At 72.2% G+C, this 19,000-nt stretch carries 18 protein-coding genes and 1 pseudogene; 14 read left to right on the top strand and 5 right to left on the bottom strand.

Annotated elements, in window-relative coordinates:
* The first annotated feature begins 10 nt into the window (after positions 1 to 10).
* Together ACFYZJ_RS05860 and cobI are read left to right on the top strand one after the other, a co-directional pair.
* Positions 11 to 1,522 (top strand): cobyrinate a,c-diamide synthase, encoded by a 1,512-nt coding sequence (locus ACFYZJ_RS05860; protein ID WP_388563398.1) that lies wholly within the window; start codon positions 11 to 13, stop codon positions 1,520 to 1,522.
* Positions 1,519 to 2,250, top strand: coding sequence for a precorrin-2 C(20)-methyltransferase (cobI, locus tag ACFYZJ_RS05855; protein WP_388563237.1), 732 nt, complete (start codon positions 1,519 to 1,521; stop codon positions 2,248 to 2,250). The genes ACFYZJ_RS05860 and cobI overlap by 4 nt, the downstream gene beginning before the upstream one ends.
* 11 nt (positions 2,251 to 2,261) lie before the next feature.
* On the opposite strand, the gene ACFYZJ_RS05850 is transcribed toward cobI, so the two are convergent.
* Positions 2,262 to 2,993, bottom strand: coding sequence for a ZIP family metal transporter (locus ACFYZJ_RS05850; RefSeq protein ID WP_388563235.1), 732 nt, complete (start codon positions 2,991 to 2,993; stop codon positions 2,262 to 2,264).
* A gap of 95 nt (positions 2,994 to 3,088) precedes the next feature.
* On the opposite strand from ACFYZJ_RS05850, the gene cobM reads away from it, so the two are divergent.
* From cobM to cobC, 6 genes are read left to right on the top strand one after another with little or no spacing between them, the layout of a single operon-like run.
* Positions 3,089 to 3,907: a precorrin-4 C(11)-methyltransferase gene (cobM, locus tag ACFYZJ_RS05845; protein WP_388563233.1), complete on the top strand. Its 819-nt coding sequence runs from the start codon at positions 3,089 to 3,091 to the stop codon at positions 3,905 to 3,907.
* Positions 3,904 to 5,154: a precorrin-6y C5,15-methyltransferase (decarboxylating) subunit CbiE gene (gene cbiE, locus ACFYZJ_RS05840; RefSeq protein ID WP_388563231.1), complete on the top strand. Its 1,251-nt coding sequence runs from the start codon at positions 3,904 to 3,906 to the stop codon at positions 5,152 to 5,154. Before cobM ends, cbiE begins: the two co-directional genes overlap by 4 nt.
* Positions 5,151 to 6,821, top strand: coding sequence for a precorrin-3B C(17)-methyltransferase (gene cobJ / locus ACFYZJ_RS05835; RefSeq protein ID WP_388563229.1), 1,671 nt, complete (start codon positions 5,151 to 5,153; stop codon positions 6,819 to 6,821). The genes cbiE and cobJ overlap by 4 nt, the downstream gene beginning before the upstream one ends.
* Positions 6,818 to 7,408, top strand: coding sequence for a precorrin-8X methylmutase (locus ACFYZJ_RS05830; protein ID WP_388563227.1), 591 nt, complete (start codon positions 6,818 to 6,820; stop codon positions 7,406 to 7,408). The genes cobJ and ACFYZJ_RS05830 overlap by 4 nt, the downstream gene beginning before the upstream one ends.
* Positions 7,405 to 8,361 carry a sirohydrochlorin chelatase gene (locus ACFYZJ_RS05825; protein WP_388563226.1) on the top strand — a complete coding sequence of 319 codons (957 nt, stop codon included), beginning with the start codon at positions 7,405 to 7,407 and terminating at the stop codon, positions 8,359 to 8,361. The genes ACFYZJ_RS05830 and ACFYZJ_RS05825 overlap by 4 nt, the downstream gene beginning before the upstream one ends.
* A complete protein-coding gene (gene cobC, locus ACFYZJ_RS05820) occupies positions 8,318 to 9,424 on the top strand; it encodes an Rv2231c family pyridoxal phosphate-dependent protein CobC (protein WP_388563224.1) in 1,107 nt (368 codons plus the stop codon). Before ACFYZJ_RS05825 ends, cobC begins: the two co-directional genes overlap by 44 nt.
* 181 nt (positions 9,425 to 9,605) lie before the next feature.
* Here cobC and ACFYZJ_RS05815 read toward each other — a convergent pair whose 3' ends face one another.
* The 4 genes from ACFYZJ_RS05815 to ACFYZJ_RS05800 are packed head-to-tail and all read right to left on the bottom strand — an operon-like array spanning position 9,606 to position 13,210.
* Complete coding sequence (locus ACFYZJ_RS05815; RefSeq protein ID WP_388563222.1) at positions 9,606 to 10,697, bottom strand: amidohydrolase family protein; 1,092 nt, start codon at positions 10,695 to 10,697, stop codon at positions 9,606 to 9,608.
* 10 nt (positions 10,698 to 10,707) lie between these two features.
* Positions 10,708 to 11,520: an amino acid ABC transporter ATP-binding protein gene (locus ACFYZJ_RS05810; RefSeq protein WP_388563220.1), complete on the bottom strand. Its 813-nt coding sequence runs from the start codon at positions 11,518 to 11,520 to the stop codon at positions 10,708 to 10,710.
* Positions 11,517 to 12,362, bottom strand: coding sequence for an amino acid ABC transporter permease (locus ACFYZJ_RS05805; protein WP_388563218.1), 846 nt, complete (start codon positions 12,360 to 12,362; stop codon positions 11,517 to 11,519). The genes ACFYZJ_RS05810 and ACFYZJ_RS05805 overlap by 4 nt, the downstream gene beginning before the upstream one ends.
* Positions 12,359 to 13,210: a transporter substrate-binding domain-containing protein gene (locus ACFYZJ_RS05800; protein WP_388563216.1), complete on the bottom strand. Its 852-nt coding sequence runs from the start codon at positions 13,208 to 13,210 to the stop codon at positions 12,359 to 12,361. The genes ACFYZJ_RS05805 and ACFYZJ_RS05800 overlap by 4 nt, the downstream gene beginning before the upstream one ends.
* Positions 13,211 to 13,465: 255 nt before the next feature.
* Here ACFYZJ_RS05800 and ACFYZJ_RS05795 point away from each other — a divergent pair.
* The 6 genes and pseudogenes from ACFYZJ_RS05795 (at position 13,466) to thpD (ending at position 18,787) form a co-directional block, all read left to right on the top strand.
* Positions 13,466 to 14,566 (top strand): annotated as a pseudogene (locus ACFYZJ_RS05795) (pyridoxal-phosphate-dependent aminotransferase family protein).
* A 134-nt stretch (positions 14,567 to 14,700) separates the two neighbouring features.
* Positions 14,701 to 15,231, top strand: a complete 531-nt coding sequence (locus tag ACFYZJ_RS05790; RefSeq protein WP_388563214.1) for a DinB family protein — start codon at positions 14,701 to 14,703, stop codon at positions 15,229 to 15,231.
* A 329-nt stretch (positions 15,232 to 15,560) separates the two neighbouring features.
* Entirely contained in the window at positions 15,561 to 16,109 is a 549-nt protein-coding gene (ectA, locus tag ACFYZJ_RS05785) for a diaminobutyrate acetyltransferase (RefSeq protein WP_388563212.1), read from the top strand.
* 67 nt (positions 16,110 to 16,176) lie between these two features.
* Complete coding sequence (ectB, locus tag ACFYZJ_RS05780; RefSeq protein ID WP_388563210.1) at positions 16,177 to 17,448, top strand: diaminobutyrate--2-oxoglutarate transaminase; 1,272 nt, start codon at positions 16,177 to 16,179, stop codon at positions 17,446 to 17,448.
* A 30-nt stretch (positions 17,449 to 17,478) separates the two neighbouring features.
* The gene (locus tag ACFYZJ_RS05775; protein ID WP_388563208.1) at positions 17,479 to 17,877 is read left to right on the top strand and encodes an ectoine synthase; all 399 of its coding nucleotides are present in this window, start codon (positions 17,479 to 17,481) and stop codon (positions 17,875 to 17,877) included.
* Between the two features lie 7 nt (positions 17,878 to 17,884).
* Complete coding sequence (gene thpD, locus ACFYZJ_RS05770; protein ID WP_388563206.1) at positions 17,885 to 18,787, top strand: ectoine hydroxylase; 903 nt, start codon at positions 17,885 to 17,887, stop codon at positions 18,785 to 18,787.
* Positions 18,788 to 19,000 lie beyond the last annotated feature (213 nt).

Here is a 19,000-nt window from a genome sequence, read left to right as displayed (position 1 = left end):
CCTCGTGCTGATGTCCTCCTCGTCGTCCGTGCCCCGGCTGGTCATCGCCGCGCCTGCGTCGGGCAGCGGCAAGACCACCGTTGCCACGGGGCTGATGGCGGCCTTCGCCGGGCGGGGGCTCGCCGTGTCCCCGCACAAGGTCGGGCCGGACTACATCGATCCCGGGTATCACGCGCTCGCCACCGGGCGCGTGGGGCGCAACCTCGACGCGTACCTGTGCGGACCGGAGCTCGTCGCTCCGCTGTTCCTGCACGGGGCGCGGGGGTGCGACCTCGCCGTCGTCGAGGGCGTGATGGGGCTGTACGACGGGGCCGCGGGGGAAGGTGAGCTGGCGTCCACCGCTCACGTGGCGAAGTTGCTGCGGGCGCCGGTGGTGCTCGTGGTCGACGCGTCGTCGCAGTCGCGGTCGGTGGCGGCGCTGGTGCACGGGTTCGCGTCATGGGATCCCGAGGTGCGGGTCGGCGGCGTGATCCTCAACAAGGTCGGGTCCGATCGGCACGAGGAGCTTCTTCGGGAGGCGCTGGATTCGGCCGGGGTGCCGGTGTTGGGGGTGCTGCGGCGGGCTCCGCAGGTCGACACGCCGTCGCGTCATCTGGGGCTGGTTCCGGTCGCCGAGCGGCGGGCGGAGGCGATGGGGGCGGTTGCGGCGATGGCCGCGCAGGTTTCTGCCGGGTGCGACTTGGATGCGCTGGTGGCGCTGGCTCGAAGCGCGGGTGCGTTGCCGGGTGCGGCGTGGGATGCGGCTGAGGTCCTCGGCGTTTCGCCCCCGCCGCCCCTTCCCGTCCCGACTCCGGGGGCTGCGCCCCCAGGCCCCCCTTATCGGCCTGAACGGCCTCGTCCTCAAACTCCCCCAAGCTCTTCGAGCAGGGGGTACCCCCAGGACGGGCCGAGTGGTGCTGGACCGGGCTTGAACGCCCCGTCCCCGGTGGTCGCCGTAGCCGGCGGTCCCGCCTTCACCTTCTCCTACGCCGAACACGCCGAACTCCTCACCGCCGCCGGCGCCGAGGTCGTCACCTTCGATCCCCTCCGTGACGAGCAACTGCCCGACGGTACGCGCGGCCTGGTCATCGGCGGCGGCTTCCCCGAGGTGTACGCCGCCGAGCTGTCCGCCAACGAGCCGTTGCGCAAGGCCGTCTGCGAACTCGCCCTCAGCGGTGCGCCCGTCGCCGCCGAGTGCGCCGGGCTGCTGTACCTGTGCCGGGAGTTGGACGGGCAGCCCATGTGCGGGGTGCTCGACGCCACCGCCCGGATGAGTGAGCGGCTCACCCTCGGCTATCGCGACGCCGTGGCCGTCGGTGACAGCGTCCTCGGCGCGGCCGGGGCCCGGATGCGCGGGCACGAGTTCCACCGGACCGTCGTCGAGCCCGGCGCGGGGGCCGCTCCCGCCTGGGGCGTGCGCGCTCCTCAGCGGCGCCTGGAAGGTTTCGTGCAGCACGGCGTGCACGCGAGTTATCTGCACACGCACTGGGCATCGGCGCCCGGCGTGGCCCGTCGGTTCGTGGAGAGGTGCCGGACGTCATGAGCAGCAGGCTGATCGGAGTCGGGGTGGGCCCCGGCGACCCCGAGCTGGTGACCGTCAAGGGCGTCAACGCTCTGCGGGCCGCCGATGTCGTCGTCGTACCGGTCATGGATACCGGGGAGCGGGGGCGTGCGGAGGCGACCGTGCTGCACTACGTGCCCGAGGACAAGGTCGTCCGCGTCGTCTTCGCGCTCAACGAGCGGACCGACCGGGCGCGGCGCGAGGTCGCCTGGGACGCCGCCGGGGAGCGGGTCGCCCGGCTGCTTCGGCGGCATACGGCCGTCGCTTTCGCCACCATCGGCGACCCGAACGTGTACTCGACGTTCACGTACCTCGCGCAGACCGTCCAGGAGCTGGTGCCCGGGACCGTCGTCGAGACCGTGCCCGGTATCACCGCCATGCAGGACCTCGCCGCCCGGTCGGGGGCCGTGCTGACCGAGGGCACCGAGCCGCTCACCCTCGTGCCCGTCACCGCCGGTTCGGCCGTGCTGAAGGAGGCTCTCGACGGGCCCGGGACCGTCGTCGCGTACAAGTTCGGGCGGCAGGCGCGGGAGGTCGCCGAGGCGCTGCGGGAGACCGGACGCATCGAGGACGCCGTGTGGGGGTCCGCGCTCGGGCTTCCGGAGGAGTCCATCCGCCCGGCCGCCGACCTCGACGGCGGCTCCCTGCCCTACCTGTCCACCCTGATCGCGCCCGCCCGGCGCGACGGCACCCGTGGCGGCAAGCTGTGACCGGCGGCGGATCAGCCCGCGAGGCCCACCACCAGCCAGATGAACGCGGTGCCCGCGACCGTGCACAGCAGGGTCGAGTGGGCGGGGTGCTCATGGTGGGCCTCGGGCAGGATCTCGGCCGCGGCGAGGTAGAGCAGTACGCCGCCGAAGAGGCCGAGGTAGCCGCCGAGGAACCACTCCGGGATGGCGACGAACGCGGTCGAGGCCGCGCCCAGCACGGGCGCCAGCGCGTCCGCGAACAGCATCGCGACCGCCTTGCGGCGCGCGTTGCCGTACAGGCTGGTGAGGGTGAACGTGTTGAAGCCGTCCGCGAAGTCGTGGGCGATGACGGCCAGCGCCACCGCCAGGCCCATGCCGCCGCCCACCTGGAAGGCCGCACCGATCGCCACGCCGTCCATGGCGCTGTGACCCACCATGGCGGCCGCCGCCGTGAGGCCCACCTCCGGCGCCCGTTGGTGGTCGTGCTCGTCCGCCCCGTGTGCCGCCCGGCGCGCGGCGAGCAGCCGCTCCACCAGGTGGGCCAGCAGGAAGCCGCCCACGAACAGCAGCAGGGCGGCCGGCACGCCGAACACCTCGGTGCCCGCCGCGCGCAGTGCCTCCGGCAGCAGGTCCAGGCCGACCACCCCGAGCATCAGTCCGCCGGCCAGGCCCAGGACCAGATGGCGACGGTCGGTCACGCGCTGTGCCGTCCAGCCGCCGGCCAGCGTCATCAGGAACGCGCCGAGCGCGACGAAGACCGCCATGTGCCCTTGCTATCCGATCGGGCCCCGGTCGCGCACATCAGGCCCCGATTCCGCCCGCACACATCGTGACATTCCGTACGAGAGGACCCGAACCCATGGCCGATGCCCCCACCGGCAAGGTGACCTTCGTCGGTGCCGGCCCCGGCGCCGCCGACCTGCTGACGTTCCGTGCCGCGCGCGCCATCGCCGAGGCCGACGTCGTGATCTGGGCGGCCAGCCTCGTCCAGGCCGAGGTCCTCGAACACGCCCGGGAGGACGCCGAGATCCTCGACTCGGCCACGATGTCCCTGGAGGACGTGGTCGCCGTCTACCGGCGGGCGCACGCGGAGGGCCTGAAGGTCGCCCGGATCCACTCGGGCGACCCGGCCCTGTGGGGCGGCACCCAGGAGCAACTGGACCGGTGCGCGGAGATCGGTATCGCGACCGAGGTCGTCCCGGGTGTCTCCTCCTTCTCCGCCGTCGCCGCGCTCGCCCGGCGGGAGCTGACCATCCCCGAGGTCGCGCAGTCCGTCGTCCTCACCCGGCTCGGCGGCGGAAAGACGCCCATGCCGCCCGGCGAGGAGGTGCGCGAGTTCGCCCGGCACGGCACCACCATGGCGATCTTCCTGTCCGCGGCCCGCAGCGGGCAGCTCGTGCGGGAGCTGCTGGAGGGCGGCTACCCGACGAACACCCCGGTCGTCGTGGCCCACCAGGCGACCTGGCCGGAGGAACTGGTCGTGAAGTGCACGATCGGCACGCTGGAGGAGACCGTCAAGGAGCACAAGCTCTGGAAGCACACCCTCTTCCTGGTCGGCCCGGCGCTCGACGCGCACGGCACGCGCTCGCACCTGTACCACCCCGGTCACTTCCACGGCTACCGCAAGGCCGACCCCGAGGCCCGCAAGGCCCTGCGCGCACGGGGTGCGAGCACGTGATCACGGTCGTCGGTACGGGCACGGGGGCGCCGCTCGCCGAGGACCTCCTCGCGGGGGCGGACCTCGTCGTGGGCGGGCGGCGGCATCTGGACGCCGCCCGGCTGCCCGCGGGCGCCGAGCGGATCGTGCTCGGGCCGCTGGCGCCCGCGCTGGACGCCGTCGAGCGGACCCTGGAGAAGGGGGACGAGGAGCGGCGGGTCGTCGTGCTCGCCTCCGGTGATCCCGGGTTCTTCGGGATCGTCCGGGCGCTGGCCGAGCGGTTCGGGCCGGACCGGCTGGATGTGCGGCCCGGGGTGTCGTCGGTGGCCGGTGCCTTCGCGCGGCTGGGGCTGACCTGGGACGACGCGGTGGTGGTGAGCGCGCACGGGCGACGGATGCGCACCGCGGTCAACGTCTGCCGGGCGCGCCCGAAGGTCGCCGTACTGACCGGGCCCGGGGCCGGTCCCGCCGAACTGGGGGCGGCGCTCGCCGACGACTGCGGCGACCGGGTCCTCGTCGTGGCGAGCGCGCTCGGCGACCCGGAGCGTGAGCGCGTGGAGCGGGTGACGCCCGCGGAGGCGGCGCAGCGCGACTGGGGGGCTGCGGTGAGCGTGGTGCTGTGCCTGGACGAGTCACGGGCGCTGGGGCCCATGCGCACGGTCGCCGGGGCGCCTGCGGGTCCCTCCGCGTGGGCCCTGGACGAGAGCGCGTTCGCGCACCGGGACTCGATGATCACCAAGTTCGAGGTGCGCGCCCTGGCCCTGGCCCGGCTCGGGCCACGGCTCGGCGATCTGGTCTGGGACGTCGGCGCGGGCTCCGGCTCGGTCGCCGTCGAGTGCGCACGGCTGGGCGCCGCCGTCACCGCCGTCGAGAAGACGGCCGACGGGGTTGGGCGGATCCGCGCCAACGCGTCCGCGCACGGCGTGGACGTGCGGGTCGTGCACGGGACGGCACCGGAGGCGCTGCACGGACTCGACGACCCCGACGCGGTGTTCGTCGGCGGCGGCGGCCGGGAACTGCCCGCCATCGTCACGGCGTGCGCGCGGCGCGCCCGGCGGGCGGTGGTGATCGCGATGGCCGCCCTGGACCGCGTACCGGCGGCGCGCGAGGCCCTCGTCGCCGCCGGGTTCTCCTGCGACGGCGTCCTGCTGCAGTCGTCGCGCCTCGCGCCGCTGCCGGGCGATGTGACCCGGCTCGCGGCGACCAACCCTGTTTTCCTGCTGTGGGGCACGCGGGGCCCCGCACTGCACGAAGGAGTAGCTCAGTGATCGGCCTCATTTCCGCCACCGCGGCGGGGGCGGCTGCGCGGGACCGGCTGGCCGCGGCGTGGCCGGACCGTACGCGGGTGTACGACGGGCCCGTGAAGGACGCCGTACGGGCCGCCTTCGCGGAGTGCGAGCAACTCGTGTGTTTCCTGGCGACCGGGGCGGTCGTACGGCTGATCGCGCCGCTGCTGGGCGAGAAGGCCGCCGACCCGGGTGTGGTGTGCGTCGACGAGGGCGGGCGGTTCGCGGTGTCCCTGGTCGGCGGGCACGCGGGCGGCGCCAATGAACTCGCCCGCGCCGTGGGCGAGGTGCTGGGCGCGGAGCCGGTCGTGACGACCGCCACGGACGCCGTGGGGCTGCCCGGGCTCGACACGCTCGGGTTCCCGGTGGAGGGCGATGTCGCCGCGGTCTCGCGGGCGTTGCTCGACGGGGAGCCGGTCGCGCTGGAGTCGGAGGTGAGCTGGCCGCTGCCGCCGCTGCGGGTCGCCACCGCAGGCACGTACTCGATCCGGGTCACCGACCGCGCCGTCGAGCCCGCCGAACGGGAGGTCGTACTGCGGCCGCCCACCCTGGTCGTGGGTGTCGGCGCGTCCAGGGGTGCCCCGGTCGAGGAGGTGCTGGGGCTCGTGGAGGGCGCGCTGCGGGACGCCGGTCTCTGTGTGAAGTCGCTCGCCGAGCTGACCACCGTGGACGCCAAGGCGGAGGAGCCCGGCATCGTCGAGGCGGCGCGGCGGCTCGGCGTTCCGCTCGTGACCTACGCCGCCGAGGAGTTGGCGAAGGTCGACGTGCCGAACCCGTCCGAGGCGCCGCTCGCCGCCGTGGGCACACCGTCCGTGGCGGAGGCCGCCGCACTGGTGCGCGGGGGTGAACTCCTTGTACCCAAGCGGAAGTCGGCCATGGTCACCTGTGCCGTCGTACGCCGGCCGGGGCGCGGGCGGCTCGCGGTCGTCGGCCTCGGGCCGGGCGCCCGGGACCTGCTGACGCCGCGCGCGAAGCAGGAGTTGCGGCGGGCGTCCGTGCTCGTCGGACTCGACCAGTACGTCGACCAGATCCGGGACCTGCTGCGCCCCGGCACCCGGATCCTGGAGTCGGGGCTCGGCGCCGAGGAGGAGCGGGCGCGCACGGCGGTCGCCGAGGCCCGTCGCGGGCACGCGGTCGCGCTGATCGGCAGCGGCGACGCCGGCGTGTACGCGATGGCCTCGCCCGCGCTCGCCGAGGCGTCCGACGACATCGACGTGGTCGGCGTGCCCGGCGTCACGGCGGCGCTCGCGGCCGGGGCGATCCTGGGCGCGCCGCTCGGCCACGACCATGTGTCGATCAGCCTCTCCGACCTGCACACCCCGTGGGAGGTCATCGAGCGGCGGGTGCGGGCGGCGGCCGAGGCCGACCTCGTCGTCACCTTCTACAACCCCCGCTCCCGGGGCCGGGACTGGCAGCTGCCGAAGGCCCTGGCGATCCTCGCCGGGCACCGGGAGCCGACGACACCGGTCGGTGTCGTCCGCAACGCGTCGCGGCCGGACGAGTCCGGTCGCCTCACGACCCTGGCCGAACTGGACCCGGCGACGGTCGACATGATGACGGTCGTGACCGTGGGCAACACGGCGACCCGTGAGATCGCGGGCCGCATGGTCACCCCGCGCGGATACCGCTGGCAGGAGGAGCCCAAGTGAACCGTGTGGTCCACCCGATCGAGGAGGAGTCCTTCCGGCGGCTGCGCGCCCGCCTCGACACCTCGCACTTCCCGCCGCTGAGCCGGGCGGTGGTGGAGCGGGTCATCCACTCCGCCGCCGACCTCGACTACGCGGCCGACCTCGTCATGGACGAGGGCGAGTTGGAGAAGGCGCACGCGGCGCTGCACGCCGGGGCGCCGGTGGTGGTGGACGTGGAGATGGTCGCGGCCGGGATCACGCGCCGCGAGACGGTCTGCCGCCTGAAGGACGCCAGGTCGGCCCCCGGCATGACGCGCTCGGCACACGCGATCCGGCTGGCGTACGAGGACGTCGGCCCGGGCGCCCTGTGGGTGATCGGCTGCGCGCCGACCGCCCTGGAGGAGCTGCTGAAGCTGGACGCCTCCCCCGCGCTCGTCATCGGTCTGCCCGTCGGTTTCGTCGGCGCGGCCGAGTCCAAGGCCGCGTTGCGCGAGAGCGGGCTGCCCGCCGTGAGCAACGTGTCCGAGAAGGGCGGCTCGGCGGTCGCCGCCGCCGCGCTCAACGCCCTGCTGTACCACCCCGTTCCGAAGCTCGAGGAGACATCGTGACCACCCCGCCGCCCGCCCTGCTCATCGCCGGCCACGGCACCCGGGACGAGGCCGGAGCCGAGGCGTTCCGCGACTTCGTACGGCAGCTGCAGCTCCGGTCCGAGATGCCCGTCGCGGGCGGCTTCATCGAGCTGTCCGCGCCCCCGCTGGGCGACGTGGTCGCCGGACTGGTGGCCCGGGGTGTACGACGGTTCGCCGCCGTTCCGCTGATGCTGGTGTCCGCCGGCCATGCCAAGGGCGACATCCCGGCGGCGCTGGCCCGTGAGAAGGAACGGCACCCCGGCATCTCGTACACCTACGGCCGCCCGCTGGGCCCGCACCCGGCGCTGCTGTCCGTCCTGGAGCGGCGGCTGGACGAGGCGCTGGGCGGGGCGGCCCGGACGCCGGAGGAGCGCGCCGAGGTGACGGTGCTGCTGGTGGGCCGTGGCTCCACCGACCCCGACGCCAACGCCGAGGTGTACAAGGCGGCGCGGCTGCTGTGGGAGGGGCGCGGGTACGCGGGCGTGGAGACGGCGTTCGTGTCGCTGGCGGCGCCGGACGTGCCGAGCGGCCTGGACCGGTGCGCGAAGCTGGGCGCGAAGCGGATCGTGGTCCTCCCCTACTTCCTCTTCACGGGGATCCTGCCGGACCGGGTGCGGCAGCAGGCCGAGGGATGGGCGGCGGCGCACCCGGAGATCGAGGTGCGGTCGGCGGACGTCATCGGTCCGGAACCGGAGCTGCTGGATCTGGTGATGGAGCGGTACGAGGAGGCGCTGAAGGGCGACCTGCGGATGAACTGCGACTCGTGCGTGTACCGGATCGCGCTGCCCGGCTTCGAGGACAAGGTGGGGTTGCCGCAGCAGCCGCACTTCCACCCGGACGACGACGGGCACGTGCACGGTCACGGCGACGGACATCACCATCACGGTCATGGACACCATCACGGGGGGCACGCGCACTCCCATGCGCACTGAACGGGACGGGGCACAGCACGACCTGCGGCACCACGGGGACGCCGAGGTCCGTGACGGCGGGGCGGGGCTGACCGACCTCGCGGTGAACGTGCGTGCGGACACGCCTCCGGCGTGGCTGCGGGAGGTGATCGCCGATTCGCTGGGCGGGCTCGCGGCCTATCCCGACGGGCGGGCGGCACGGGCGGCGGTGGCGGCGCGGCACGGTGTGCCGGCCGAGCGGGTGCTGCTGACGGCGGGGGCGGCGGAGGCGTTCGTACTGCTCGCCCGCGCCCTGAGGGTGCGGCGGCCGGTCGTGGTGCACCCGCAGTTCACGGAGCCGGAGGCGGCGCTGCGGGCCGCCGGGCACGCGGTGGAGCGGGTGCTGCTGCGGCAGGCGGACGGCTTCCGACTGGATCCGGCGCTGGTGCCGGAGGACGCGGACCTGGTGGTGATCGGCAACCCGACGAACCCCACGTCCGTCCTGCACCCGGCGTCGGCGATCGAGGAACTGGCCCGCCCGGGGCGGGTGCTGGTGGTCGACGAGGCGTTCATGGACGCGGTGCCGGGCGAGCGGGAGGCGCTCGCGGGCCGTACGGACGTGCCGGGCCTGGTGGTCCTGCGCAGCCTGACGAAGACCTGGGGTCTGGCGGGGCTGCGCATCGGCTACGTCCTGGCCGCGCCGGAGACCATCGCGCAACTCGAGCGGGCACAGCCGCTGTGGCCGGTGTCGACGCCGGCGCTCGCGGCGGCTGAGGCCTGCGTGTCGCCGCGGGCGCTGGCGGAGGCGGCGCACGCGGCGCACCGGGGGGCGGCGGACCGGGCGCATCTGGTGGCCGGGCTGCGGGAGTTCGGGCCGGACGGGCTGTATGTGGCGGAGCCGGCGGAGGGGCCGTTCGTGCTGCTCCGGCTGGCACGGGCGGCCGCCGTGCGGCGGCATCTGCGGGACCTGGGCTTCGCGGTGCGCCGCGGGGACACGTTTCCGGGGCTGGACGAGGAGTGGTTGCGGGTGGCGGTACGGGACCGGGTGACGGTCAACCGCTTTCTGCAGGCACTGGACCGGGCGGTGACGCTGGCCGCGCGGTGAGGGGGTTCGCCCCCGCCGCCCCTTCCCGTCCCGTCCTCCAGGGGCTCCGCCCCTTCGACCCCGCTCAGGGGCTCCGCCCTCTGGATCCCGCTCCTCGAACACCGGAGGGGCTGATTTCCGGGGGTCCGGGGCGCACAGGGACGGGAAGGGCAGGGGCGGCGGGGGCGAGAAACCCCCGGGGTCAGGCGACCGCCCTGCCGTTCAGGATCACTCGGCTCGGTGCCGCCAGGACCCGTACGTCCGCTCGCGGGTCCGTCTCGTACACCACCAGGTCCGCGGCCGCGCCCTCCTCCAGCCCCGGCCGGCGCAGCCACTCGTGGGCGGCCCAGGTCGCCGCCGACAGGGCCGCCACGGCAGGGATGCCCGCCGTCACCAGTTCCGCCACCTCCGCCGCCACCAGGCCGTGCGGCAGCGTCCCCCCGGCGTCCGTCCCCACGTACACCGGGATCCCCGCGTCGTAGGCCGCCCGCACCGTGTCGTAGCGCCGCTCGTGCAGCCGGCGCATATGGGCCGACCAGCGGGGAAACTTCGACTCGCCGCCGTCCGCCAGCCTCGGGAACGTCGCGATGTTCACCAGCGTCGGCACGATCGCGACCCCCCGCTCCGCGAACAGCGGGATGGTCTCCTCCGTCAGCCCGGTCGCGTGCTCGATGCAGTCGATGCCCGACTCCACCAGGTCCCGCAGCGAGTCCTCGGCGAAGCAGTGCGCGGTGACCCTCGCGCCGAGGCGGTGGGCCTCCGCGATCGCCGCTTCCACCGCCTCGCGCGGCCAGCAGGCCGACAGGTCACCGAGGTCCCGGTCGATCCAGTCGCCCACCAGCTTCACCCAGCCGTCGCCGCGCCGCGCCTCCTGGGCGACGTGGGCGACCAGCTCGTCCGGCTCGATCTCCCAGGCGTAGTTGCGGATGTAGCGGCGTGTGCGCGCGATGTGCCGGCCGGACCGGATGATCTTCGGGAGGTCGTCCCGGTCGTCGATCCAGCGGGTGTCCGACGGCGAACCCGCGTCCCGGATCAGCAGCGTGCCCGCTTCCCGGTCGGTCAGCGCCTGCTTCTCCGAGACGTCCTCGGGGACCGGGCCGTGCGCGTCGAGACCGACGTGGCAGTGCGCGTCGACCAGGCCGGGCAGCGCCCAGCCCTCGACGGTCCGGACGTCTCGGGCGCCGGCGGGGCGGTCGTACGAGATCCGGCCGCCGACCACCCACAGCTCGTCGCGGACGTCCTCGGGTCCGACCAGAACCCGTCCCCTCACGTGCAGCACCGCGTGATCGCTCATGCCCCGCACCTTAGTTGGCGCTCGCCTGCCACGGCTTCCGGCCTACCTGGTCCGAGGTCTCCTCCTCCACCTCGGCCCGCGCGGGGTCCAGGAGCCGGGAGAGGAAGTGCCGGGTGCGCTCGTGGCTCGGGTCGCCGATGACCTGCTCGGGCGTGCCGTCCTCGACGATCACGCCGCCGTCCATGAAGACGACGCGGTCGGCGACCTCGCGCGCGAAGGTCATCTCGTGGGTGACGACCATCATCGTCATGCCCTCCTGCGCCAGCCTGCGCATCACGGCGAGCACGTCGCCGACCAGCTCCGGGTCGAGCGCCGAGGTCGGCTCGTCGAACAGCATCACCTCGGGACCCATGGCGAGGGCGCGGGCGATGGCGACGCGCTGCTGCTGGCCGCCGGAGAGCGAGGAGGGGTAGGCGTCCGCCTTCTCGGACAGGCCGACCCGCTCCAGGTTCGCGGCGGCGATCTTCGCCGCCTCGGCCTTGTCCCGCCGGAGAACCCGGCGCTGCGGCAGCGTCAGGTTCTCGGTCACCGTGAGGTGCGGGAAGAGGTTGAACTGCTGGAACACCATGCCGATACGGCGGCGTACGGCGTCGATGTCCACATCGGGGTCGGTGACCTCGGTGCCGCCGACGAACACCTGGCCCTTGGTGGGTTCCTCCAGGAGGTTCACGCAGCGCAGCAGCGTGGACTTGCCGGAGCCGGACGGGCCGATGACGCAGACCACCTCGCCCTGGCCGATCTCCAGGTCGATGCCGCGCAGCACCTCGTTGTCACCGAAGGACTTGTGCAGGTCGCGGATCGTGATCTCGGGGGTGCTGCTCACTTGGCGGCTCCCTGGGCCTTGGCCTCCATGCGGCGGACGACGAAGCCGAGCGGGATGGTGACCAGCAGGTAGCACAGGCCGGCGACCAGGATCGGCGTGGAGTTGGCGGTCGTGCTGGCCAGGTCACGGCCGAACTTGGACAGTTCGCGCTCCTCCAGCGTCACGCCGAGGAACAGCACCAGCGAGGAGTCCTTGAAGAGCAGGACGAGTTCGTTGGTGAGCGGCGGGAGGATGATCCGGAAGGCCTGCGGGACGATGATGGAGACCATCGCGCGGGCGGGCGAGAAGCCCAGTGAACGCGCGGCCTCCATCTGGCCCTTGGGCACGGCCTGGATGCCGGCGCGGATCGTCTCCGCCATGTACGCGGCCGACACCAGGCCGAGCGCGAGGGCCACCTTGCCGTACGTGCCGCCGATGATCTCCGTGCCGGGGAAGGCGAGCGGTACGGCGACACCGACGAAGATGAAGATCAGCAGCGCGGGCAGGCCGCGGAAGATCTCGATGTAGATCCCGGCCAGCCAGCGGTACGGGCCGACGGACGACAGCCGCATGAGTGCGAGGAGCATGCCGAGCACCAGGCCGACGACGAAGCCGGACAGGGTGTACAGCACGGTGTTCTTCAGCGCCAGTGTGATGACGTCCGGGAACATCTGCCGGGCGATGTCCGCCTGCGCGAACTGGTTCTGCAGCCGTCCCCAGTCGGCCGTGGCCGCGAAGGCGATCACGGCGACGACGAAGACGGCGTACTGGACACCGCGCGACACCTTGCGCTTCTGGGACCGGGTCAGCCCCTTCCTGCGGGGCTGTACCTCGGCCCTGGCCGTGTCCGTCGTGTCGGTCATGAGGCGGACGGCGAGGCGGCGGACGGGTTGTAGGGGCCGATCCACTGCTCGTACAGCTTCTTGTACGTGCCGTCGGCCTTCGCGTCCTTGATCGCCTTGTTGATGGCGGCGAGGAGCTTGGTGTTGCCCTTCTTCACCGTGAAGCCGTACTGCTCACCGGTGTTGATGTTGCCGACGAGCTTGAAGGCGTCCGCGTTGGCCTTGTCCTTGAGCCAGCCCTGGACGACCGGGTAGTCGATGACGACCGCCTGGACCTGGCCGGTGCGCAGGCCGTTGAGGACCGCGTCGGAGGACTCGAAGGAGATCGGGTCGAAGCCCTGCTTCTTCGCGTAGTCCTCGCCGGTGGTCTGAGCCTGGGCGCCGAGCTTCTTCCCCTTGGCCTTGATGTCGGCCAGCGAGGTGATGCCGCTCTTCTTGGCGACGAGGACGGCCTGGGTGGCGTCGAAGTAGGGGTCGGAGAAGTCGACGTGCTTCTTCCGCTCGGCGGTGATCGTCATGCCGGCCGCGGCCAGGTCGCACTGGCCGGAGTTGAGGAACGCGCCGGTCTTGAAGTTCTCGAACGGCGTGTCGACGATGGCCTGCTTCACCCCGAGGTCCTTGGCGACCAGGTCGATCATCGAGACGTCGAAGCCCTGCACCTTGCCGTTGATCTCCGACTGGAAGGGCGGGTACGGCAGGTGGGTGCAGGTGGTGAGCTGACCGGCCTTGACGAGTTCCACCCCGCCGGCGGCCGACTTGCCGGCGCCGCCGCCGCTGCCGCTCGAGGTGCAGCCGGCCACGAGCAGCACTCCGGCCGTCGCGGTGGTGGCGGCCAGGATGCGGGCCCGGCGCCCGAAGAGCGTGTTCACGGAGGACCTCTCTGTGGGGAATCCTGCTTCCCCTGTGGGCGGGGAGGAGCGGGTTCCGATTATAAGGAAAAGTTTGGGTTGCTCAAACCGAACCCATGGCTGGAGGGCCTACTCGCCTGAGAAGTGATCGGCAAACGGGGGACGACGGCTGCCGGTTACCCTCAAGACCGTCAATCGACACCGACACCGACACGGAGATCGACATCGGCACCGGCACGAGACCGCCGACCTCCGCGAGCGAAGAGAGCACCCCCCGTGACCCACCCCCTCCTGGACCTCCCCCCGCTGAGCGCCGCCCGCTTCGCCTCGATCGAGGACCGGGTGGCGCGGCTGCTGTCCACCGAGCAGGACGTCGTGATCACGCAGGGTGAGGCGCTGCTGCCGCTGGAGGGCGCGATCCGCGGGACGGCCGGGCCCGGCACGACCGCACTCAACGTGATCACGGGGCCGTACGGCCAGATCTTCGGCGACTGGCTGCGGGACTGCGGGGCGACGGTGTACGACCTGGCGGTGCCGTTCCACACGGCGGTCACGGCGGCGCAGATCCGTGCGGCCCTCGCCGAACACCCGGAGATCGACTTCGTGTCCCTGGTGCACGCGGAGGCGGCGACCGGCAACACGAACCCGGTGGCGGAGATCGGGGCGGTGGTGCGGGAGCACGGCGCACTGTTCTATCTGGACGCCGTGGCCGCCATCGGCGCGGAGCCGGTGCTGCCGGACGCGTGGGGGGTGGACCTGTGCGTGATCGGGGCGCAGAAGGCGTTGGGCGGGCCGGCGGGGGTGTCGGCGGTGTCGGTGAGCGAGCGGGCATGGGCGCGGATGGCGGCGAACCCGCGTGCGCCGCGCCGGTCGTACCTCTCCCTTCTCGACTGGAAGGAGCGCTGGATCGACGGCGGCCGCAAGGCGCTGCTGCACGCTCCGGCGCAGCTGGAGATGCTGGCCCTCGAGGCGTGCCTGGAGCGGATCGAGGCGGACGGGCTGGAGACGGTGATGGCCCGGCACCGGTCCGCGGCGGCGGCGACACGGGTGGGGACGGTCGCGCTCGGTGGCGGTCTGGAGCCGTAGGTGTACGAGGCGGCGGAGGCGGCGCCGGTGGCCACGACGCTGCGGGCACCGTCCGGTGTGGTGGCGGCTGAGCTGGTCGCGTGGGCACTGGAGTGCGCCCCGGAGGTGCCGTTGGCGGCGGGCGGGGGTGCGCTGGCGAAGGAGATGATCCGGGTCAACCACTACGGGTCCGATGCGACGGCGGAGGCCGTGGGGGCGGCTCTGGCGGCCCTGGGGGCGGCGCTGGGGGAATCCGGGGCGGACGTGGATGTGGAGGCGGCTCGGGCGGCGGTGGCGGCGGTGTGGCGCTAGCCGTGCTTGGGCGCGTGCCGCGGAGGCTCACACCCCCGGGGCCCTGACCCGCCCCTTTCCGTCCCAGGGGCCCGCCCGGGCCTCAACTCCTTTGGGTGCGGCCAGAGTTGGCGGCCGGGTGGGATGCTCGGTCCATGACCGGTGACGCTCCCCAGACGCTCCCCGACGGCCGGCCCGTCCCCCTCATGACCGGTGACGAGCGGCCGCTGCTCGAGAGCTGGCTCGGCTTTCATCGGGCCACGCTGGAGTTGAAGTGCGCCGGGCTCGACGACCGGCAGGTGCGGCTCGCGGCGGCCGAACCGTCGGAGTTGACCCTGCTCGGGCTTGTGCAGCACCTCGCCGAGGTGGAGCGGAACTGGTTCCGGCGGGCGTTCGGCGATGCGGGACTGCCTCCGGTGTTCGAGGAGGAGACGGGGTACCGGCTCGTACCCGGGCGTGGGATCGCCGAGGCCCTCCAGGCGTGGCGGGACGAGATCGCCCGCGGGCGGGAGGTGTGTGCCGGGCTCTCGCTCGACGACGTGGGGCGTATACCCGATGGCGGACCCATGGGCGGGCTGGAGGTCAGCCTTCGGTGGGTGTATGTGCACATGATCGAGGAGTACGCCCGGCACAACGGTCACGCCGACATCCTTCGGGAACGCATCGACGGAGTGACCGGCGCCTGAAATCGGCATTGCCCTCCGGGCTCCTTCCGGGTAATTCTGGAATTCCTTTCCAGGGTAGCTCCCCGCATTCTTCTGCCCGCTCTGCTCCGACCTAAACGCAAAGATTCTGCGAACGCCGTCCGAGGTAATTCGGGCAGATCTCGTGTGGATCGCCGGGGTGTGATCGACTCCACAGGACGGGCGTTTCGCCCTGCAATGTCAGGGCATTTCCCCAGCAAGCGCCGCCGATCCGCGCGCATGTGCGCGCCCGCGCGATAACACATCCACCGCCCGGCCGTAACCCCCTCCGACGATGCATTTTCGAATTTCCACGGGTAAATTGAATCCGCATGACCGCCGCACAAGCAGACCTGTCAGCGGAATTCCTGGAAACGCCGGAGGCGCTGCGGATCGACCGTCCTGAGGTGGCGGACGGCGCCGCACTCTGGCGTATCGCCAAGGACTCCGAAGCCCTCGATCTGAACTCCTCCTACAGCTATCTGCTGTGGTGCCGTGACTTCGCCGGCACCTCGGCGGTGGTGCGCGCCGAGCCCGGCGGGCGGCCCGTCGGGTTCCTCACCGCGTACCTGCGGCCGGAGCGCCCCCACACCCTCCTCGTGTGGCAGGTCGCCGTGGACGGCGCGTACCGCGGGCGCGGCCTCGCCGCCCGTCTGCTCGACGCGGTCGCGGCCCGGGTCACCGCCGAGCACGGCGTCACCGGCATCGAGACCACCATCACCCCGGGCAACACCGCCTCCGAGCGGCTGTTCACCTCGTTCGCCACCCGGCACGGCGCGACCGTCGAGCGCGAGGTGCTCTTCGACACGCGCCAGTTCCCGGACGGACCGCACGACCCCGAGGTCCTCTACCGCATCGGGCCTCTGCAGCACACCGCCTGATCCCCCCACCCCGACCCACACCCACAGTCCGACTCCCCTCCCCCACACACCGAGGAGCGTTTCCGTCGTGACCATCACCCAGCCGGACCTCAGCGTCTTCGAGACCCTCGAGTCGGAGGTGCGCAGCTACTGCCGCGGCTGGCCCACCGTCTTCGACCGCGCACAGGGCAGCCGCATGTACGACGAGGACGGGCACGAGTACCTCGACTTCTTCGCCGGCGCCGGGTCGCTCAACTACGGCCACAACAACCCCGTACTGAAACGGGCGTTGATCGACTATCTGGAGCGGGACGGCGTCACCCACGGGCTCGACATGTCCACCGTCGCCAAGCGTTCGTTCCTGCAGGCCTTCCAGGACGTGGTGCTGCGCCCGCGCGACCTGCCCTACAAGGTGATGTTCCCCGGCCCGACCGGCACCAACGCCGTCGAGTCCGCCCTGAAACTGGCACGGAAGGTCAAGGGCCGCGAAGCCATCGTGTCCTTCACCAACGCCTTCCACGGGATGTCCCTGGGGTCGCTGGCCGTGACCGGCAACGCCTTCAAGCGGGCCGGCGCGGGTATTCCGCTCGTGCACGGCACCCCGATGCCCTTCGACAACTACTTCGACGGCAAGGTCCAGGACTTCCTGTGGTTCGAGCGCCTGCTCGAGGACCAGGGCTCCGGGCTCAACAAGCCCGCCGCCGTGATCGTGGAGACGGTCCAGGGTGAGGGCGGCATCAACGTCGCCCGCCCGGAGTGGCTGCGGGCCCTCGCCGACCTGTGCGCGCGCCAGGACATGCTGCTGATCGTCGACGACATCCAGATGGGCTGCGGTCGCACCGGCGCCTTCTTCTCCTTCGAGGAGGCGGGGATCGTGCCGGACATCGTCACCGTGTCCAAGTCGATCAGCGGCTACGGGCTGCCGATGTCGCTGTGCCTGTTCAAGCCGGAGCTGGACGTCTGGGAGCCGGGCGAGCACAACGGCACCTTCCGCGGCAACAACCCCGCGTTCGTCACGGCCACCGCCGCCCTGGAGACCTACTGGAGCGACGGGTCCGCGATGGAGAAGCAGACCCGGGCGCGCGGCGAGCAGGTCGAGCAGGAGCTGATCTCGATCACCGAGGAGAACCTCGCCGACATCAAGGAGTACCGCGGCCGCGGGCTCGTGTGGGGCCTGGAGTTCCACGACAAGGAGCGGGCCTCCCGGGTCGCGCGCCGTGCCTTCGAGCTCGGGCTGCTCGTGGAGACCTCGGGCCCCGAGAGCGAGGTCGTCAAACTGCTGCCCGCCCTCACCATCACCCCCGACGAGCTGGACGAGGGTCTGGGCATCCTCGCCCGCGCCGTCCGCGAGACCGCCTGACAAACCCCTGAAGAGGAGGCACACAGTACCGTGATCGTCCGTTCGTTCAAGGACATCGAAGGTACCGACCGGCATGTGAAAGCCGCGTCGGGCACCTGGGAGAGCAAGCGCATCGTCCTCGCCAGGGAGAAGGTCGGCTTCTCCCTGCACGAGACGATCCTCTACGCGGGCACCGAGACGTCGATGTGGTACGCGAACCACATCGAGGCGGTCGTGTGCGTCGAGGGCGAGGCGGAGCTGACCGACCGCGAGACCGGGAAGACGTACACGATCACGCCCGGGACCATGTACCTGCTGGACGGGCACGAGCGGCACACGCTGCGGGTCAAGGAGGACTTCCGTTGCCTCTGCGTCTTCAACCCGCCCGTCACCGGCCGTGAGGACCACGACGAGAACGGCGTCTACCCCCTGCTCACCGAGGAGGTGTGAATCACCGATGACCCTGACCACCAGCACAGCCGTCACCGATCTCTACCCCAGCCGCGGCACGACCGAGGTGTCGGTCCCGCGCCAGGACCCGGTCGTGTGGGGCGCTCCCGGTACGCCGGGGCCGATCTCGCTGGCCGACCTCCAGGCGTATGAGCGCGACGGCTTCCTGGCCATCGACGAGCTGATCACCGAGGACGAGGTCGCCGTCTACCGGCAGGAGCTGGAGCGGCTCGTCACCGATCCGGAGATCCGCGCCGACGAGCGGTCGATCGTCGAGCCGAAGTCGAAAGAGATCCGCTCCGTCTTCGAGGTGCACAAGATCAGCGAGGTGTTCGCGAACCTGGTGCGCGACGAGCGGGTCGTGGGGCGTGCGCGGCAGATCCTCGGCTCGGACGTGTACGTCCACCAGTCGCGGATCAACGTCAAGCCGGGCTTCGGTGCCAGCGGCTTCTACTGGCACTCCGACTTCGAGACCTGGCACGCGGAGGACGGCCTGCCGAACATGCGCACGGTGTCCGTCTCGATCGCGCTGACCGAGAACTACGACACCAACGGCGGCCTGATGATCATGCCGGGGTCGCACCGGACGTTCCTCGGCTGCGCCGGCGCCACGCCGAAGGACAACTACAAGAAGTCGCTGCAGATGCAGGACGCGGGCACGCCGTCCGACGAGGCGCTGACGAAGATGGCCTCCGAGTACGGCATCAAGCTGTTCACGGGCAAGGCCGGTTCGGCGACCTGGTTCGACTGCAACTGCATGCACGGCTCGGGCGACAACATCACTCCGTTCCCGCGCAGCAACGTGTTCATCGTGTTCAACAGCGTGGAGAACGCGGCGGTGGAGCCGTTCGCGGCTCCGGTCCGGCGGCCCGAGTTCATCGGGGCGAGGGACTTCACGCCGGTGAAGTGAGCCAGGCCCCGGCCGGGGGTCCGGGGGTCGCCCCCGGAAATCACAGCATCAGGGCGAGGGACTCCACGCCCGTGAACTGAGCCAGGCCCCGGCCGGGGGTCCGGGGGTCGCCCCCGGAAATCACAGCATCAGGGCGAGGGACTTCACGCCCGTGAACTGAGCCAGGCCCCGGCCGGGGGTCCGGGAGTCGCCCCCGGAAATCACAGCATCGGG

It is taken from the genome of Streptomyces sp. NPDC001848 (assembly GCF_042891915.1).
Taxonomy (GTDB): Bacteria; Actinomycetota; Actinomycetes; order Streptomycetales; family Streptomycetaceae; genus Streptomyces.
This window is presented reverse-complemented; position numbering and strand designations above follow the sequence as displayed.

Excerpts from the sequence above, each read along its gene's own strand:
- ACFYZJ_RS05860 (WP_388563398.1), top strand. The coding sequence starts at position 11 with ATGTCCTCCTCGTCGTCCGTGCCCCGGCTGGTCATCGCCGCGCCTGCG.
- cobI (WP_388563237.1), top strand. The coding sequence starts at position 1,519 with ATGAGCAGCAGGCTGATCGGAGTCGGGGTGGGCCCCGGCGACCCCGAG.
- ACFYZJ_RS05850 (WP_388563235.1), bottom strand. The coding sequence starts at position 2,993 with ATGGCGGTCTTCGTCGCGCTCGGCGCGTTCCTGATGACGCTGGCCGGC.
- cobM (WP_388563233.1), top strand. The coding sequence starts at position 3,089 with ATGGCCGATGCCCCCACCGGCAAGGTGACCTTCGTCGGTGCCGGCCCC.
- cobC (WP_388563224.1), top strand. The coding sequence starts at position 8,318 with ATGGACACCATCACGGGGGGCACGCGCACTCCCATGCGCACTGAACGG.
- ACFYZJ_RS05815 (WP_388563222.1), bottom strand. The coding sequence starts at position 10,697 with ATGAGCGATCACGCGGTGCTGCACGTGAGGGGACGGGTTCTGGTCGGA.
- ACFYZJ_RS05805 (WP_388563218.1), bottom strand. The coding sequence starts at position 12,362 with ATGACCGACACGACGGACACGGCCAGGGCCGAGGTACAGCCCCGCAGG.
- ACFYZJ_RS05790 (WP_388563214.1), top strand. The coding sequence starts at position 14,701 with ATGACCGGTGACGCTCCCCAGACGCTCCCCGACGGCCGGCCCGTCCCC.
- ectA (WP_388563212.1), top strand. The coding sequence starts at position 15,561 with ATGACCGCCGCACAAGCAGACCTGTCAGCGGAATTCCTGGAAACGCCG.
- thpD (WP_388563206.1), top strand. The coding sequence starts at position 17,885 with ATGACCCTGACCACCAGCACAGCCGTCACCGATCTCTACCCCAGCCGC.